Annotated in this window: 22 protein-coding genes; 8 read left to right on the top strand and 14 right to left on the bottom strand. The window is 33.7% G+C overall.

What is annotated here, in order from left to right; translation table 11 throughout:
* Positions 1 to 57 precede the first annotated feature (57 nt).
* The 3 genes from ACFS6I_RS21910 to ACFS6I_RS21900 are packed head-to-tail and all read right to left on the bottom strand — an operon-like array spanning position 58 to position 1364.
* On the bottom strand, positions 58 to 459 hold the full coding sequence (locus ACFS6I_RS21910; RefSeq protein WP_380923750.1) for a glyoxalase: 402 nt from the start codon (positions 457 to 459) through the stop codon (positions 58 to 60).
* 11 nt (positions 460 to 470) lie between these two features.
* Positions 471 to 920 (bottom strand): SRPBCC family protein, encoded by a 450-nt coding sequence (locus tag ACFS6I_RS21905; RefSeq protein WP_021187851.1) that lies wholly within the window; start codon positions 918 to 920, stop codon positions 471 to 473.
* Positions 921 to 938: 18 nt separating this feature from the next.
* Positions 939 to 1364 carry an SRPBCC family protein gene (locus ACFS6I_RS21900; RefSeq protein ID WP_380923748.1) on the bottom strand — a complete coding sequence of 142 codons (426 nt, stop codon included), beginning with the start codon at positions 1362 to 1364 and terminating at the stop codon, positions 939 to 941.
* A 137-nt stretch (positions 1365 to 1501) separates the two neighbouring features.
* Here ACFS6I_RS21900 and ACFS6I_RS21895 point away from each other — a divergent pair, with 137 nt between their 5' ends.
* Entirely contained in the window at positions 1502 to 2479 is a 978-nt protein-coding gene (locus tag ACFS6I_RS21895; RefSeq protein WP_031286881.1) for a GlxA family transcriptional regulator, read from the top strand.
* A 58-nt stretch (positions 2480 to 2537) separates the two neighbouring features.
* Here the strand turns inward: ACFS6I_RS21895 and ACFS6I_RS21890 are convergent, their stop codons facing one another.
* Complete coding sequence (locus ACFS6I_RS21890; protein ID WP_380923745.1) at positions 2538 to 3044, bottom strand: GNAT family N-acetyltransferase; 507 nt, start codon at positions 3042 to 3044, stop codon at positions 2538 to 2540.
* A 354-nt stretch (positions 3045 to 3398) separates the two neighbouring features.
* Between ACFS6I_RS21890 and ACFS6I_RS21885 the strand changes: the two genes are divergently transcribed.
* Together ACFS6I_RS21885 and ACFS6I_RS21880 are read left to right on the top strand one after the other, a co-directional pair.
* Entirely contained in the window at positions 3399 to 3806 is a 408-nt protein-coding gene (locus ACFS6I_RS21885) for a helix-turn-helix domain-containing protein (protein ID WP_380923743.1), read from the top strand.
* Between the two features lie 67 nt (positions 3807 to 3873).
* The gene (locus ACFS6I_RS21880; protein ID WP_132842850.1) at positions 3874 to 4638 is read left to right on the top strand and encodes an SDR family NAD(P)-dependent oxidoreductase; all 765 of its coding nucleotides are present in this window, start codon (positions 3874 to 3876) and stop codon (positions 4636 to 4638) included.
* Positions 4639 to 4755: 117 nt separating this feature from the next.
* Here the strand turns inward: ACFS6I_RS21880 and ACFS6I_RS21875 are convergent, their stop codons facing one another.
* From ACFS6I_RS21875 to ACFS6I_RS21865, 3 genes are all read right to left on the bottom strand, one after another.
* Positions 4756 to 5019, bottom strand: coding sequence for a hypothetical protein (locus ACFS6I_RS21875; protein ID WP_021187855.1), 264 nt, complete (start codon positions 5017 to 5019; stop codon positions 4756 to 4758).
* 461 nt (positions 5020 to 5480) lie between these two features.
* Positions 5481 to 6314 (bottom strand): ferritin-like domain-containing protein, encoded by an 834-nt coding sequence (locus tag ACFS6I_RS21870; protein ID WP_132770882.1) that lies wholly within the window; start codon positions 6312 to 6314, stop codon positions 5481 to 5483.
* A 19-nt stretch (positions 6315 to 6333) separates the two neighbouring features.
* Positions 6334 to 7044 (bottom strand): ferritin-like domain-containing protein, encoded by a 711-nt coding sequence (locus tag ACFS6I_RS21865; protein ID WP_046791977.1) that lies wholly within the window; start codon positions 7042 to 7044, stop codon positions 6334 to 6336.
* Between the two features lie 446 nt (positions 7045 to 7490).
* Here ACFS6I_RS21865 and ACFS6I_RS21860 point away from each other — a divergent pair, with 446 nt between their 5' ends.
* Entirely contained in the window at positions 7491 to 7709 is a 219-nt protein-coding gene (locus tag ACFS6I_RS21860; protein ID WP_380923740.1) for a DUF4287 domain-containing protein, read from the top strand.
* A 47-nt stretch (positions 7710 to 7756) separates the two neighbouring features.
* Positions 7757 to 8482 carry an AAA family ATPase gene (locus ACFS6I_RS21855; protein ID WP_183917030.1) on the top strand — a complete coding sequence of 242 codons (726 nt, stop codon included), beginning with the start codon at positions 7757 to 7759 and terminating at the stop codon, positions 8480 to 8482.
* Positions 8483 to 8525: 43 nt separating this feature from the next.
* Here ACFS6I_RS21855 and ACFS6I_RS21850 read toward each other — a convergent pair whose 3' ends face one another.
* The 3 genes from ACFS6I_RS21850 to ACFS6I_RS21840 all read right to left on the bottom strand — a co-directional run bounded on the left by ACFS6I_RS21850 (position 8526) and on the right by ACFS6I_RS21840 (position 10547).
* Positions 8526 to 9023: a YdcF family protein gene (locus tag ACFS6I_RS21850; RefSeq protein ID WP_380923738.1), complete on the bottom strand. Its 498-nt coding sequence runs from the start codon at positions 9021 to 9023 to the stop codon at positions 8526 to 8528.
* A gap of 116 nt (positions 9024 to 9139) precedes the next feature.
* Positions 9140 to 9745: a hypothetical protein gene (locus tag ACFS6I_RS21845; protein ID WP_380923736.1), complete on the bottom strand. Its 606-nt coding sequence runs from the start codon at positions 9743 to 9745 to the stop codon at positions 9140 to 9142.
* A complete protein-coding gene (locus ACFS6I_RS21840) occupies positions 9726 to 10547 on the bottom strand; it encodes a metallophosphoesterase family protein (protein ID WP_380923734.1) in 822 nt (273 codons plus the stop codon). The genes ACFS6I_RS21845 and ACFS6I_RS21840 overlap by 20 nt, the downstream gene beginning before the upstream one ends.
* A gap of 815 nt (positions 10548 to 11362) precedes the next feature.
* Here ACFS6I_RS21840 and ACFS6I_RS21835 point away from each other — a divergent pair.
* Entirely contained in the window at positions 11363 to 12238 is an 876-nt protein-coding gene (locus ACFS6I_RS21835; RefSeq protein WP_380923732.1) for a hypothetical protein, read from the top strand.
* Between the two features lie 72 nt (positions 12239 to 12310).
* Here the strand turns inward: ACFS6I_RS21835 and ACFS6I_RS21830 are convergent, their stop codons facing one another.
* From ACFS6I_RS21830 to ACFS6I_RS21820, 3 genes are all read right to left on the bottom strand, one after another.
* A complete protein-coding gene (locus ACFS6I_RS21830; RefSeq protein WP_380923730.1) occupies positions 12311 to 14368 on the bottom strand; it encodes a heavy metal translocating P-type ATPase in 2058 nt (685 codons plus the stop codon).
* A gap of 60 nt (positions 14369 to 14428) precedes the next feature.
* Positions 14429 to 14851: a Fur family transcriptional regulator gene (locus ACFS6I_RS21825; protein WP_132770887.1), complete on the bottom strand. Its 423-nt coding sequence runs from the start codon at positions 14849 to 14851 to the stop codon at positions 14429 to 14431.
* 377 nt (positions 14852 to 15228) lie between these two features.
* Positions 15229 to 15621, bottom strand: coding sequence for a group III truncated hemoglobin (locus tag ACFS6I_RS21820; protein WP_380923728.1), 393 nt, complete (start codon positions 15619 to 15621; stop codon positions 15229 to 15231).
* Between the two features lie 129 nt (positions 15622 to 15750).
* Here ACFS6I_RS21820 and ACFS6I_RS21815 point away from each other — a divergent pair, with 129 nt between their 5' ends.
* Both ACFS6I_RS21815 and ACFS6I_RS21810 read left to right on the top strand, forming a co-directional pair.
* Positions 15751 to 16107 (top strand): cupin, encoded by a 357-nt coding sequence (locus ACFS6I_RS21815; RefSeq protein ID WP_380923726.1) that lies wholly within the window; start codon positions 15751 to 15753, stop codon positions 16105 to 16107.
* 51 nt (positions 16108 to 16158) lie between these two features.
* The gene (locus ACFS6I_RS21810) at positions 16159 to 16596 is read left to right on the top strand and encodes an RrF2 family transcriptional regulator (RefSeq protein WP_021187868.1); all 438 of its coding nucleotides are present in this window, start codon (positions 16159 to 16161) and stop codon (positions 16594 to 16596) included.
* 139 nt (positions 16597 to 16735) lie between these two features.
* Here ACFS6I_RS21810 and ACFS6I_RS21805 read toward each other — a convergent pair whose 3' ends face one another.
* On the bottom strand, positions 16736 to 17167 hold the full coding sequence (locus ACFS6I_RS21805; protein ID WP_346597602.1) for a nuclear transport factor 2 family protein: 432 nt from the start codon (positions 17165 to 17167) through the stop codon (positions 16736 to 16738).
* Between the last annotated feature and the right edge of the window lie 49 nt (positions 17168 to 17216).

Genomic DNA, 17216 nt, shown 5'->3' with positions numbered 1-17216 from the left:
AAATTTTAAGTTAGCCTTTTTTCATTTTTATAATACGAATAAATTAGAAGCTATCTTCTAAATAGCCAATATCCAACGTACATCAAATGCATCCGTTATTTCAATCAAGCTTTGTTTGATTTCATCTGGAGTATAAGTAATCTTTCTATTAACTTTCAATTTATGAATTAATAATTTGCGATCTCCCGCATCATTACAATGCAGAAATATAGATAAATAATTTCCGATCTGACGACCTTCATTATGTACCAAATCTGAACCATGAATTACAATCATATCAGAAATTAATGATCCAATAATTATAGGTGACTCCAGATAGTTATTCATCTCATTTTTAAATTCTTCAAAATACAACTTACCACCAAAACAATTTTGGTAAAATTGAAGTGCTTTCTTACAATTTCCTGAAAATGTAATAAAAACACCATTCATCATTTTATCGGTTCTCTGAAATAACATATTGCTATTAATTATGCATCAGGTATTTCAGGTTCAACCAATCTCTTCATTTTATCTAATGATTCCTGCCAACCTAAATAGCACATTTCAACAGGTATTACATCTGGAATATTTTCTTGCACAATTTGAAGTTCAGTACCACAGGACACCTTATTCAGTGAAACTGTCGTTATCATTTCTCCCGGAAGATTAGGATCATCAAAACGATCACTATATTTAATTGATTCATTCGGTAAAATTTCTAAATATTCTCCACCAAAAGAGTGCCCATTGCCAGTGCTGAAATTTATAAAAGTCATTTTAAAGTTACCGCCTACTTTAAAATCCATTTGTTGCACTGTACATATAAAACCATAAGGAGGTAACCAGGTGGCATGTGCTATTGGATCAGCAAAAGCACGAAACACTTTTTCAGGACTGGCCTGAATAATGCGATGTAAGGAAACTGTATTCTTTTTCATGACATTAAATTTTAGGAATTAATATTTTTTTGATTCTACATATTTTACAAAACTATTCAAGATGGCTTGCCATCCTTGTTTTTGAACTTCAAACTCATTTTCGCTCTCCGCATCAAAAACTGTCGAAAGAGTTGTTTTACCATCCTTTTCCGTAAATACGGTACGCACCTTTCTTCCATCATTCATGCTGTAAGCCAACTCCTTAAACAATTCGACCTTATCATAAGTACCTTCAAAATCAAAGCCAAAACTACCATCTTTAGCTTCCATTCTATTTTTAAATTTTCCATTTACCCGGACATCATTTTCACTAGCAGGACAGTGCCAATTTGGATCTGCACTATTCCATTGCATGATATCACTAGGTGTATTCCAAGCGTCCCATACGGTCTCGATGGGAGCATTTACTATTGCTGTAACGTTAATTTTTGTTGATTGTATCATTCCTCTTTTCTTTATGTTTATAATGCTTATACAAAGATGGAGATCATTTCAAAATGTCACATGTTGTAAAAACGACAACTATAGGGGTGGATAACGACAAAAACTATTTGTACATTTATCTAACTAAATTAAGAGATATGCAAATTTCCATTTTCGTTCCACAACATGGTACAATAGAAGGTATTACACCCGCATTTCGTACTTTTCAAACCGCTAATGAATTTCTTACCTTCTTTGGCAAGAGACCCATTTTCAATGTTGAATATGTTGGCTTAAATGAATATATCACCGCAAATAACGGAGAGTATACCATAAAAACAAATCGCTTATTATCTGAAGTTACTAAAACAGACCTCCTCATTATCCCTCCAACATTTGGAGATATGGATAAAGGGATAAAAGCAAATGAAGAGGCTTTACCCTATTTCAGAAAACTTCATTTAAAAGGAACAAGCCTTGCAAGCTTATGTGTAGGAGCTTTTTTACTAGCAGAAACAGGATTATTAGATGGAAAAAAGTGTTCCACCCACTGGGCATACATAAACGAGTTTAAACAAAGATACCCTGCAGTCGAGATCGAAGATGGAGCTGTGATCACCGAACACGAGAATATCTATAGTAGTGGCGGTGCAAACAGTTTATGGAATTTAATACTGTATCTGGTCGAAAAATATTCAGATCGAGAAACTGCTGTGATGATATCAAAATATTTTGCATTGGATATCGGAAGAGATAACCAGTCTCAATTTGCAATTTTTAGAGGTCAAAGAAACCATAACCACACTGATATCCAAAAAGTACAGGATTATATAGAAAAAAATTACGAAGAAAAGATTACTGTAGAAGATTTAGCAAAACTCATCAATATTGGTCGTAGAACGTTTGAAAGAAGATTTAAAGATGCTACAAACAATACACCTATCGAATATATGCAACGCGTACGCATAGAAGCTGCAAAAAATCATTTTGAAGCCTCACGAAAGAATGTCTCCGAAGTCATGTTTAACGTAGGTTATACCGATACAAAAGCGTTTAGAGATATTTTCAAAAAAATAACAGGCTTAACCCCAATAGAGTACAGAAACAAATTTTCAAAACTTGGAGATGAAATATAAACCTAAAAATCATAAACCAATCCAAAGATCACAAATCACTATTATCGATCATTTACATTTATAGCGACAAGCAATACATTAATTCCTCAGCCAATAAACCATCCGGCCATCGTGATTCTTTTGAATAAGTATACACAAAACCACATCGCTGATTCGCAGCTTTTGAAGCCTCATTACCCGCCCGATGTGATACAATAACCTGAGCACACTCCTTTTGCCTAGCCCATTCAATTCGGGCTTGAAAGAATAATTGAGAAAGTCCCCTGCCACGATAAGCCTCTTTGATGAACGAAGAAATTAAAATGGCCTCAGATTGATTATCTCTGTTCAGCACTACACCACTTAAACCGATCAATAAATCTAAATGATATAAAGCAAAAATTGCCCGTGCATCATTTTCCAATAAAGCAATCCAATCATCCTGACTATACAAAACTTCTTTTGCATATGAACTACCAAATAATTCGGGATTTGTCTTTAAAGCCTCAAGTCTGATTAACTTATAATCTTGCCATTGAGATGGGGCTATCCGCTCTAGCTTATAATCACTTAAATTAATATTCATTTTTCATTAACTAGTTTAATTTTTCATTTTTCGAGAGAAACAAGTTACTGATGGAAATTTTAAGTTTGATATGTAATCCTATAGTCCACCTCAGTAAGCAGATCAATATAATAATTTTCTAATTATTTCTACTTTTCACAACTCATTTAAGACCATTAACAACAACGTGAAAAGTCAATAAATTTGACGCTATCTTAAAAAGATTTAAGTAATTACAAATATACAGCAATAAAAAAAATAATTTTTTATTGCTACATTTAGATTAGCAAAGTTTACAATCGAGCTCAATAATACTTTTATTATTTTAAAACAGAAAATAAGGGATACTTTTATTAAAATTACATTTTCGAAGAAATGAAAATTCCAAAAAAGTTTTTAAACCGTCAACATGAAATAACTGCTGATTTTTTACGAGAAGTAGATAACCATCTGACAGATATATTATCGGGCAAAAAGGATCAAATGTTTGAGATTAGAGATTTTGCAGCTTTGCTTTACATTCACCCTATTCACCTCAGCAATACAATCAAATCCGCAACAGGGTACTCACCTTGCTATTTCATGGAAAATAGATTAACAGAAAAATCAAAATCACTCTTACAAAATAGCGATATGTCAATTGCCGAAATTGCGCGCACATTAACCTATGACCCCTCCAACTTCACCAAATTCTTTAAGCGTTTTTCAGGAAAAACTCCAAAGCAATATCGGGTAGATTATTTCCAATCATTATCATCCGAAGTTAATAAGATAGCGATATAATACTTAAACTGTCACCATTTTAATCAACATTTGTCATTTAACTTTGTTTTCAATAAAAAAGGAACAAATGGAAACAAAAAATAAAATTGCACTTGTAACCGGTGGTAGCCGTGGACTAGGAAAAAATACTGCACTCAAAATCGCATCAAAAGGAATTGATATCATCTTAACCTATCAGTCACAAAAAATTGAAGCAGAAAACACCGTTCTAGAACTTAAAAACTTAGGTGTAAATGCTGTGGCTTTACAACTTAACGTTGCGGACAGCAAAACCTTTGACAGCTTTTTCACTGATATCCAATCGACACTTGTATCGGTATTTAATACCGATAAGTTTGACTTTCTAATCAATAACGCAGGTATCGGTATCCATGCTTCTTTTGCAGAAACGACTGAAGAACAATTTGACAACTTGGTAAACATTCATTTTAAGGGAGCCTTCTTTCTAACGCAAAAAGCTTTGCCACTGCTACGTGACGGCGGTGCTATTATCAATGTATCGTCAGGCTTAGCTCGTTTCGCTACCCCCGGCTATGCGGCATATGCGGCAATGAAGGGAGCAATGGAAACTTTAACTAAATATCAGGCAAAAGAATTAGGAGTAAGAGGTATTAGATCCAATATAATTGCACCAGGAGCAATTGAAACTGATTTCGGAAATGGTTTAGTACGAGACAACGAACAAATTAACGAAGCAATTGCTTCACAAACAGCACTGGGAAGAGTAGGACTTCCAGACGACATCGGAGGTGTAGTTGCTTTCATGTGCACAGATGACGCAAGATGGATCAATGCACAGCGAATCGAAATTTCAGGTGGCATGTTCTTATAGAAGAATAAAAAAATTCAGCTACTAAAACCTGCGTATTCAAATATCATTTTGAAACATGCAGTATTTGAAATCATTAATTTAATACCATTTTAAATTAATGATTTCTTTTTTCTTAGTCTAGTCAACTTCAAAATCAACAAAAACAGCCCCATCAAAATGTTGCTCTTTGATATTCCTAAGGGCATCTTCGATAACAATTAGTGCTGGTTCCCCAATTCCAGAAGTATAGTCCAGGCGAACGAGATAATCCCATACATCAGAAACTTGGATTGGATAGTAACTTGGATTTTCATGATCAATACCTTGCGCAGAGGCTAATATATTGTAACCTCTAATTTGCAATTGGAGTAATAGGTTCTGATTAACAGGTAAAAATTGCATAGTCATTTAATAAAACAAAATGTATTAAGCTTAATCAAATCAAAAACACATCTTTTAAAAGAATTCTTACAAATACTTATTTAGTGAACCTATGAAATAAACTATTTAAAGACACATCCTTCTAGCTTAACTAAGTTTTTATCAGATATTTTTTGTTAAATATCCTAACTGGTTCGAGAGCTACATAATAAGCAACATCCGGTACAAAATAGCATTTATCTGATTTGTAATGTTTTTATAGTTAAACAAATAATTAGAATAAAATGTTTTAAGAATCAAATTGAAAAATACAATTTTTATTAATTTATACAAGACAAAAAAAGCGGCACCAGAAAAAACCATAACCAATACATTAAACCTCATATATGTTAAGTTTCTCACTGCAGAGCACTGAAAAATAGTATCAAAAAAAAGCTCCCTGTTCATAACAAACAAGGAGCCTCACTTCAAAGCATTATACACTAATTTTTAATAAACAGACTTGCAATATTAAGAACAGCCTCAGCTCCTAAAGGCTCATCAAAAGATTGAGTAGCCGCAGCCAAAGATAAATTACCTGTAACACCTTTCAAGGTTGTAATATCAACATTTGCTTGAACTTTATTATCTTCCCCCATATAAACAGGATCTACAACAGCTCCAATTCCACTATCATTTGCACCTGTTATCCAAGGTTTTTGATTTGCAGCAGCACCCCCTCTTGCTCTACGCATCTGACGTATATGCGAAGCATGACGAGCCTCTACCGAATGTATCTGTAAAGCGGCGGTTAATACAACTTTATTTCCGAGCAAAATACCTGCCTGTCCCTTATATGCACGGACACCAGTATCTTCAAAAGCTTGAGCAAGAGCTAAGAATGTATCATAATCACTAAAAACATTTCCAAAGGTACCTCCAGCTGTAAAATCAAAAGTAGGTTTAGAAACTGCTTTATCTCCTAATACCTGCTTAAGAAATTTAACATGCGCATTTTCATGATCACGAATGGTTGTAATAGCTCCCAAAGGTCTACCTGAAGGAATTAGATTGGGGGCAGCAACCCCTTTAGTATAATATTCCGCTTCAAGATATTCCAACGTTAACGCATAATTCAACACACCATTAACATCTGTAGGAGCTGTCGCGCCATAAGCTTTCTTAAAAAGATCACTTATAAGGAAGGGTAATGCGGCCAAAGTAACCTTTTTTCCAAAAGAAGTCATATTTCGAATAACTTCTCTGCGTGGACTAATGCGATCAGTGAATTCTGGATCAACATTATTTATTTCGTCAAAAACATTTAATAAATTCATAACAATAAGATTTAGAAGGTTAATAAGTAGGTAAATCCTTTACATCAATTTTAGATTTGATAAATGGGGAAGCCGCCTGAAGCACCATTGTGGGACTTTTAGCAACATCTAAACCATTTGAATCAATAACTTCCATATTCGCAAAACTTCCGTTATCGATCAAATCTCTGATCAATGCAGCATGTCTAGCTTCAACAGATACAATTTTACCTGCTAAGGCAAGATAGTTGACATCTTTGATCAGCCATCCAGCACCATTATAGGCAGAGACACCCAGATCTTCAAATGTTTTGGCGGTGCTTAGCACACTTTCTCTACTTGAAAAGTTAATACCGGAAAGATTAAATTCTAAATTTGAAATAGCTTTCCCACCTAAAGCTTTTTTAAAGAATTCGCGATGCGCAACCTCATGATCTCTGATATCTGTTAAGTAAGTCTTTTCCAAATCTGATATACCAGAGTATGGACTATTTACAACCTGAATATAAAAAGCCGCTTCAAGTTGCTCAAGTGCGTAGGCATAATTTAAAATAGCGATGTCACCACTGCCAAAATAAAAACCATCTGCCCCCATATCTTCATCATGGCGGTCTTTTTTACAACCAGTAACCCCAAGTAGGGCAAGACTTGCCACGCCTGCACCGGTAAATTTTAAGAAATCCCTTCTCCGAAGGTCTTTTTTATCGAGATGTTCGTTTTCTTCTACTAAACACTCTTTTTGAGATGACATTTTTTCCATAACATATTCGTTTTTAGTGTATAATTTTTTAGTTTATGAATTTATATACGACAACTTTTTATGAGTGGATTGGAAGATTTTCTTTTTTTTCAATATTTTCTCAAAACAAGTATATACCACATATTACAAGCGTATTAATTCACCCTACTTTATTTTATGTAAGCTTTAGAAAATATATTATACTATTTCGATTCATAAAAGAGGATACTACTCCTAGATTCTCATCCCCTATTAGTACACCTGTGCAAACGATACTTCCTGCATAAAAAAATAAAGTATCATTAATCTCCGATAGAAAATCAATGCTTATTATAAAAAAAAAGGCAAAATTGTGGTATAATTTTAGCTGCGATATCATGCAGATCCAACAGCAAAATATAAAAAAGCTAGTTGATAAATGTACCAGTAATTAGAAACCGAAAATTAAATTTAATAACATGTCTTTTCACACATACCTAAAGAATATTGAAGAAAAAACCGGAGTAAGTCCCGAAGCATTTATAGACTTAGCAGCCCAAAAAGGATTTATAGAAAACAATAAAATTAAAGCTGAAATAAAAGCTAATCAAATTATCAATTGGTTAAAAGAAGATTATCAGCTCGGACATGGTCATGCACAAGCAGTCTATGCTTATATCAAAGGGAAAAGAGATTAAGTCGCATTAGCACTAACTTAATATTTGTTTTTATATGATTGATTAATATGTTATACCTAAAAAGTGTTGAAAATACTAAGCCACATGTGGATCGTATATCTTACCCATACAACATTCCATCCATCCATAGTTTAGATAAGCTTACTTTCCGTAGCCCAGTCACTTTTATCGTAGGAGACAACGGATCAGGAAAATCTACTTTTATCGAATCAATTGCGATTAAGTCAGGATTTAATGCCGAAGGTGGAAGCTTAAATTTTAACTTTTCAACGAAAGAATCACATTCGAACCTTTATGAGGATATTAAACTGATCAGAGGTCCATACCGCTTTAGAGACGGTTATTTCTTAAGAGCGGAGAGTTTTTTTAATGTTGCCAGTGAAATAGATAACCTTTACGAAGGCGATCAAGCGAAATTAGAAGAAGCATATGGTCAATCATTACATCAATGTTCACATGGAGAAAGCTTCTTAGCATTGATGCATAATAGATTATCAGGAAAAGGGTTTTATATTTTTGACGAACCAGAATCAGCACTTTCATTTGACAGTCAACTCAATATGATGATTCGGATAAAAGAATTGGTCGATCAAAACTCTCAATTTATTATTGCAACACATTCCCCTATTTTATTATCCTATCCCGATTCAGAAATATATAAAGTAACAGATAGCGGACTTGAATTAACGCACTATGAAGAAACAGAACAGTTTAAATTGACCAAGCTTTTTATTAATAATTATCGACAAATATTAAATGAACTGGGGCTATAAATTTCCCATAAAAATAGACATGGCTTAATCCCTTAATTTTAGACTAATATATTTTAAAATTATTTTTCTCTAAAGCCTTAATAGCGTTCCTTTCATGTTCCTCAAGCATCACTAATTGCTGTGTATCCAAGCTTGAAACGGCAGGGATAAAAATAATCGGAAATCGCTTAGGTGCTATAATATCCCATAGAATTTTTATACGCTCCATGTGAAAATCTGAAGTGACTAACATCACTAGATCTGGTCTTTCTTCCTCCAGTATTGGTAAAGCCTTCCTAATATCATCAACTGAATGCGCCGAAAGGGCAAAACGTAAAAAAAAATGATTTGGGATTCCTTTTGAAACGAGATATGCTTTGCTGTATGTTGCATGTGGAAGATCTGTAGGATTAAAACCTCCAAATCCGCCTGAACATAAAATCTGGCAGGAATCATTATACCTGCAGAGTTCAAATACACAATTAAGTCTGTCAGTTGCAATTTGACTCAGATTTCCACTTTCATCATTTGGCGCACCCAAAACCAAAATTACTTTCTTCATGAATTAAACTTAAAAAAAGTATCTGAGATTTTATAATCTAATAGCGACACAAACATAAAAACGACTGAAAACACCTACTAAAATATTCAGAAACAATCCTTTTTTAGTTTAAAAGATTAAAACTTAAATCGTATACCTACCCCAAGCTGAAAAACATCAGCAAGAGAAAGTGCTTTTATATTCTGAAAATAATTAATAATATAATAGTCATTTGAATTGAATTCAGTATAAATTCCAATCTTTTCTATTCCGATTTCCTTCCATATTTTATTCATATTGAGTTCAATTTCATTAGATAATGAGATGTGAGGTCTCAAAGCAGGAGACCAATAATAATAACCAGATGGATATTCCGATGAATTAAATTTAAATGATAAATCATCATGAAAAGTATAACTGAGAAATACACCTGGATTGAGCGGATACAATTTCCCCCAATTATTTAACTTTATTTCAAAAGGCTTGTAAGCAAATTTTGCGGTTATCGAATGTAGCTCTCCTCCCTTAGAAACAGGTACATAACCATAATTAAAATCAATATTACCTCTCTCATTTTTAAAAATATCATATCCTGCGCCAACACTTATATAACCAATGCTTCCAGCATATTGAATAATTACCGCATCTGGGATTAAAAAGTTCTTTTTCTGCGCATTACTCGGGTTGACTGTGCCAATAAAAAAAAGGACTAGTATGCTTAATTTAAAAAGATATTTGTTCAAAGCTCAGTTTATTATTTACAATTTCGACTAATAAAAATTCATTTTTTCCAATTGCACTCGTGACCACAAAAGGTGTTTCAAAGTTTCCAACAGTAAACTCCTCAAAAACATGATTATGAGCATGAAAGGATGTGAGAAAACCTCCGGCGTTGCTAAATGCTGAAGCATAATCGTATTCCAGATTTTGATCAAAATCTGGAGAGGTAGGTGGAACATGAGAAATAGCCACATAACTCTCTACATGAGGCTGTGGCTCTAGCTCCTTTTTAAGCCAGGGTATATTAGGTACCTGACCATTAAAATTATACTCCCTACTGTTCGTATCATGACAGATAAATTTAACTCCCCCATATACAAAAGAATAATTGAGCTTTCCATACATATGCTGAAATGCATCTCTGCCACGTGAAGTAAGATCATGGTTGCCAATAACCGCAAGAAATGGTCTATTCAGCTTAGTAAGGTTTTCGGCAACCCATTGCATTTCTTTAAGATTACCAAACTCAGTTATATCACCAGCCACAATCACAAAATCAATCCCTGTCATCGTATTTACTTTCTTATAAAAATTTACTGTTTCATTATGTGACCGCTGCGTATCTCCTGTTATTATAAACCGGACAGTATCATCTTGCTGACCATCCCCCAACTTTTTTAAATTGATTGCGTTGAGATCGCGATATGAATTTTTACTAAAAATCTGATTTGGACTATATTCAAAATCACTACAACCGGAAAAAACCGAAATGAATAATATAAAAGTGACCTGAATTGCCAACCTGATTGCTTTTTCTCTAATCATTGAAAAATAATTGAAAGATTAAATAAGAAATAAAAGCACATTAACACCATTTGTGAAAACGATGAATCACTATGCCGTTTCGAATATTATAAGATATTGAAGGCATTTGCATGCCGCCATAATATTTATTACGTTTCGTAAGTAGTACAAATATTAAAATATAAATTGACCTTTTGACCTTAAAAATCAGAAATAGTTTTATTGAGACTTTTAAATGACAAAAATGGTCTTTAAAAGGAACAACGAGAGATCGATCTTCATAATTTTATTAAGTAGCTTTTCGATATGAGTAAAATTGGAATAAATAAAAAATTAGAATACTAAACAACTAATAAATCAAACTTAATATTAATACATAAAACTATATTATTGATTTATAAATCACAAATTAAATAAATGACGCCAGCTACCTTACGAAATAGTTGTTAATAGCAAATAGTATTTACAGATTAAGATTTCTTGTAATCCGATCATCAATAAGTTTTAAAAACGTAATAATGGTTATATAAAAATGACCGATTAAAAATCTAAAATTAAACTGACCATATTGGACAGATATAGGAAATATAAAATTTCACATTAAATTATTGCTGCATTAAATACAGTAAAAATACCACAATTAACCCATCGTACATTCCTCATATGGCTCAAATTAAAAAATTTAGAACACGCTCAATGCATAGGCAAATACCATCTTGGATGAAAATCTTACAATGCAATAAAATATGCGTCGCTAAATATAGATTAGAAGAAAATAACGATATTAGATTTAATAAAATGCAGTAACCAAGCGATTATCAAGACCCTTAAAAACTATGACTCATATAGCACTGCTTATTGGCAATGACATCAACAATATCAACAAGGGAACAAGTTGGAATGATCTGTTAATGAGCATTAAAAAAAAATACCATGTTCAATCCTTAGAAAATGGTCAAAAACCATTCCCTATGCTTTACGAAGAGATATTCCTGAATGCCATAAAACAAAAGCATGTGGATGAAAAAGAGCTTAAAACTTTCATTGCAGATGCCGTTTCTGCCATACAACAAAATGAAATCCATGAGTTGATCAGAACATTACCTATTCAAAATATCATGACAACCAATTATGATTTCAGTCTAGAAGGCATACATCCGAAAATAAAAACAAGTTTAGTGAATGAAACGACCTATAGTGTATTTAGACAATATCAATCTTTAAACAAAAACTACTGGCATATTCACGGAGATTGCAATAATCCCTTTTCTATTAACCTTGGCTATGAACATTATTGCGGACAACTACAAAAAATGCGTGAGTATGTTGTCAATGGACCAAATTATGCCCCTAGCACAAAAGTGTATAAAACATCCCTTATTAGAAGATTACAAACAGGCAGACAAATGGTTTTACAATCATGGGTTGATCTTTTCTTCACAAATGATCTACACATTTTCGGTCTCTCTTTAGATTTTGTTGAGATCGACCTATGGTGGCTTTTAACCTATCGAGCAAGAAACAAGTTTTACAAGAAGAATACCTTTATCAAAAATCAGATTTATTACTATATTCCTAAGAAATATGTAAAAGATTCAGCAGACAAAATACAGCTTTTAGCGGCCAATGACGTTAGAGTAGAGATCGTTGATGATGAAAACAAAATCAAGTATTACAAAGCAGTTATAAAAAGTATCAAGGATAAATTGTAGGAGAACAACGTAAGAACTAAAATACACAAAAAGTGCTCGCTTTACATAAAATTACGAGCACTTTCAACAAATTTAAAACTTCATTTTCTGAATTCTTACAGCATTCAGTATAGCAATCAAAGATACACCGACGTCAGCAAAAACTGCTTCCCACATTGTTGCTATTCCCCCTGCACCCAAAATCAATACAACTCCCTTGACCACAAAAGCTAAGGTAATATTTTGCCATACGACGCGCTTAGTTTGCTTTCCGATCCGAATTGCAACTGGTATCTTGGACGGTTTATCGTCCTGTATAACCACATCAGCAGTTTCGATGGTCGCATCGCTACCTAGACCTCCCATTGCAATACCTACATCACTTAGAGCCACAACAGGAGCATCATTTACACCATCACCAACAAAGGCAACGCGTTGATTTTGTGCTTTGATTTCTTTAAGTTTATTGACTTTATCTTCCGGCAATAAATCTCCATACGCCTGATCGATCCCCAGCTGATCAGCCACATATCGAACCACTGTACTTTTATCACCACTTAGCATAGTTGCTTTTACATTCAGTTTGTGTAATTGCTGAATGGTTTCTAATGCATCAGTCTTAATGCTATCCGCAATAGTAATATATCCGACAAACTTACCGCCATATGCAACAGCGATCAAAGTATACACAATCGTAGCGGGATCAACATCATAACGGATATTAAACTTATCCATTAACTTAAAGTTGCCGACCAATAATTGCTTTCCATCCACTGTAGCCTGCAATCCATGCCCGCCTATTTCTTCCACTTGATCTAAGCGAATATTATGATCAACCTCACCTACATATTGATGAATAGCTGTAGCTACAGGATGAGTACTGTTACTCTCCAAAGCATTCACCATCTTTAATATTTCAGCTTGATCAAAATTAGTGTCAAAATTAACCTCTTGCACCTGAAAGACACCTTCAGTCATCGTTCCAGTTTTATCCATGACCACATGCTGAATATTTGCTAGTGTATCCAAGAAATTACTTCCTTTAAACAAAATTCCATTACGGCTTGCAGCGCCAATTCCTCCAAAATAACCCAAAGGAATAGAGATTACCAGAGCACAAGGACAAGATATAACTAAAAATACCAATGCCCGATACAGCCAATCGCTAAATACATAATCTTGCACAAACAGCGCAGGCAATAAACAAATACCGATCGCCAGAAAAACTACTATTGGCGTGTATACTTTAGCAAATTTACGGATGAATAATTCAGTTGGTGCTTTTTGAGCAGTTGCATTCTGTACCAGCTCTAGGATCTTACTTAATTTACTATCTGTATAAGCAGTTGTTACTTTAATCAAACTAACCGTATTCAAATTAATCATTCCAGCAAGAACCGTCTCTCCTTTAGATTTACTATCAGGTTTACTCTCCCCAGTTAAAGCGGCCGTATTGAAAGATGCGACATCAGATAACAATTCACCGTCCAAACCCAGTTTTTCACCTGGTTTTAGCTGAATGATTGAGCCTATTTCCACATTTTCTGCTTTTATGATCTGGGGTTGATTATTGATTAGAACAGTCACCTCATCTGGACGTTGATCCAAAAGTGCTTTGATATTCCCTTTAGCCCTTGATACAGCTAAAGTTTGAAAAACTTCCCCAACAGCATAAAATAACATGACCGCCACACCCTCAGGATATTCTCCGATAGCGAACGCACCAATAGTAGCTATAGCCATTAAAAAGAATTCGGAAAAAACATCACCTTTCCGTATACTGACTATTGCATCCTTAATGACCGGAAAACCTACCGGAATGTATGCTATTACATACCATACAGACCTCACCCACCCTTGAAACCAACTCTGTAATACCCAGTTATCCAAAGCAATAGCAAGCATCAAAAGAACAAAAGATATAATCGCAGGAGTAAACAGCTTTAAAGGGCTACCTTCTACATGAGCGTGATCGTGTCCATCATCATCAGTATGTTGAGCTTGACCATCTCCATTATGATTATGTCCTTCACATTTACCCTGATGACCGATGAGTTCCTGAGCACCAGCCTGATTATATATTTTTGTTGTCTGTGTGCAGCAAAGCTGCGCACCAGCTTCGTCGTACTTGTGTTTATGTTGTACAGTCATTGTATAAGATTCTTTAACTTAATTAATAATATCAAAGATAAGCGCTCATGCTATGCAATACTATTGCATAGTTTCATTCATACAATTTTCGCAAATACCTTTAGCAAAAAGTCGAACCTCATCAATTCGAACCGAATTATTATTGGGCGCAGAAAAATTAATATCTGTCCGGCAAGTGGTATGCTTACAGATCTTACAATAAAAATGAAGATGCCAGTCTTTATGTGTTTCCTCATTACAATCATCATGACAGAGGATATATTTGCTCGTATTATTTTCCTGTATACTATGCACAATACCTTTTTCTTCAAAAGTTTTGAGTGTACGGTATAGGGTTATACGGTCTGCTGGATAGAAGTGGGCCTCCATTTCAGATAAGGATAAAGCAATATGTTGAGAGGCTAAAAAATCGTATACTAATATCCGCATACTTGTTGGCTTTGTATTTTTATCCCGAAGTTTATTCTCTATTTCATTATTCATGCACTTGTAATTTAAGCGAATATTCTATATGTTGTCATTAAAATAACAATTAGAAATCCTTAACAGCACTTAATATCTTGTATTTTTATCATTGATTTCAGCACAAATAAGTCTTAAAAACTTCTATTATCATACCAAAATATACACATAAATATATGAAATTTAACTCCAAAATAAGTTTAATTTCTCTCGAAATAAGATTACTGAGGTATCAAGAACAATAAAAATACAAGCCTTAAAGCTTTATTAACACCATCAAAACTAAAGATAACGTTTATCAGATACCATGAAGAATATCCATATAAATTTCCGGGGATGTATCTTCTTATTTTTTACACATATAAATAGGCTATTCACTAAAAAGCAATATGAAGATATTAAGTAAGAGGTTTGGACTTTAAATTATTAAAATAAGTGATTTTAGATAAAAACATAGTTGCCATTTTCTCTCCTCTATGAATAGCTTCATCAGCTTTCTCTCCTTCAAAAAATTCATGGACCGTACTATACCAAAGCTTTAGCCAAGCATCAAAATGCGCATTAGTAAGAGCCATAGCAGCATGTGGCGGAAATGGACTTCCAAAGTAAGTATGCTTTTCCAACAAGATAGTTTGCCAAAAACTATACATTTTTTTCAAATGATCATCCCAGCGGCCAGCCAGTAGATTATTGAAGATGGGACCAATGAGAGCATCCTCACGTACCCTGCCGTAAAACGTATCAACAAGTAATTGAATATCTGCTAATGAAGTTATATCTTTCTTTTCCATATTCCTAATACACAAATTGATAAAGGGTTATTTTTAAAATTATATCGACAAACAAATATAGTCATAATTAAAAGAGTTAAACATCTTTTATAACTATATTTGTACTAATCAAAAAAAACTGACATGGAAATGAACAAACAAAACACTCCGGTATCACTCTATAAAGAAGTGTCATATAAAGAAGAAAAACCATCAGTAACAGTCTTATTGGAAACATCATCGACCAAAGAGATTCGAATATGTCTAGCAGAAGGAGTAATTATGACCGACCACAAAAGCCCATTTCCCATTGTCATACATATCCAAGACGGTTCCATAATTTTAAATGTAGCAGGAGTTATACATAACATGGAAAAAGGAGATCTCATTGGCTTAGAAGGTGCCATCATGCATAATCTTACAGCAAATAAAAACAGTATCATAAGACTTTCTATACACAAGCATGATCATGTCCAACGCGTGCAAAATGTTATAAATATCAATTAGAACAGTATCTTTGCACATAAGATTACAATTAATAGAAAATATAATTTAAAAATGGGTGTTTTTTCTAAAACCTGTGAATATGCCATGCGTGCAGTCTTTTACATCGCTCAAAGTTCTCATGAGGGTAGAAAAGTAGGTATTAAAGAGATTGCTGAAAAAGTAAAGCTACCAGAACCCTTTCTAGGTAAGATCCTTCAGAATCTCAGCAGAGTAGGTGTAATACAATCTTCGAAAGGACCTAACGGCGGATTTTACATTGATCCTGCAGGGTTAAAAAAACCAATTGCCGACATCGTCTTAGCTGTAGACGGCGAGCAGATCTTTATCGGATGTGGCATGGGATTAGATTATTGTTCCGAGAAAAACCCATGTCCACTGCACAACGATTTCAAAAAGGTAAGAAATCACCTTAGTGCCATGCTTAAAAATACAACAATTGGTCAATTTAATCTAGAACTCATAAAAGGTAGCTTAACATTATCTAAATAATAATTAACCTGAATTCTTAATAACAAGAAAACAAATGCCTTCATAATATCAGTAAAAGAATCAACTATTATCGGAAAACAAAAAAGTCCTATCTTTCGACAGGACTAACATAAACATATGATACTTAATTAAACATTTTCTATTGATAACAATTAATAGATTTTGAAACTTTCCAGGCTCCGCCGTCATTAACTAAAGTAACCAAATCTGTTTTAGTAAAATTTTCAAATTGCATAGTAACTTTCGCTACCATATAATGTGCAGACTGTTCTAAGATCAAAGTTGTCGTTTTACAATTTAATTTTTCTCCTTTTTGTTTTTTCAAAAAACTGATAACTTCCGAACGGCTATTTGTTCTTGCAATTTTACCCTGGACTTTCTGATTATAATCAGCAGTAAATAACTGCTCTAAACCTAGTGACTGCCCTTCAGTCATTACATCTATATAATGATCGATTGCAAAATTTGCAGTTGACAAATTGATTGTCTTTTCAGGATTTCCCGAAGCCATTGTAAGTGTACTGATTGCAACCAATACTGCTACAGTGAATGTTTTTACTAGCGTTTTCATAATGTCTTTATTTTATAAATTTAGTTTTCTTGAGTTATCAGTTAGTCAG

This window comes from Sphingobacterium anhuiense (assembly GCF_042686355.1).
Classification (GTDB): Bacteria; Bacteroidota; Bacteroidia; order Sphingobacteriales; family Sphingobacteriaceae; genus Sphingobacterium; species Sphingobacterium anhuiense.
This window is presented reverse-complemented; position numbering and strand designations above follow the sequence as displayed.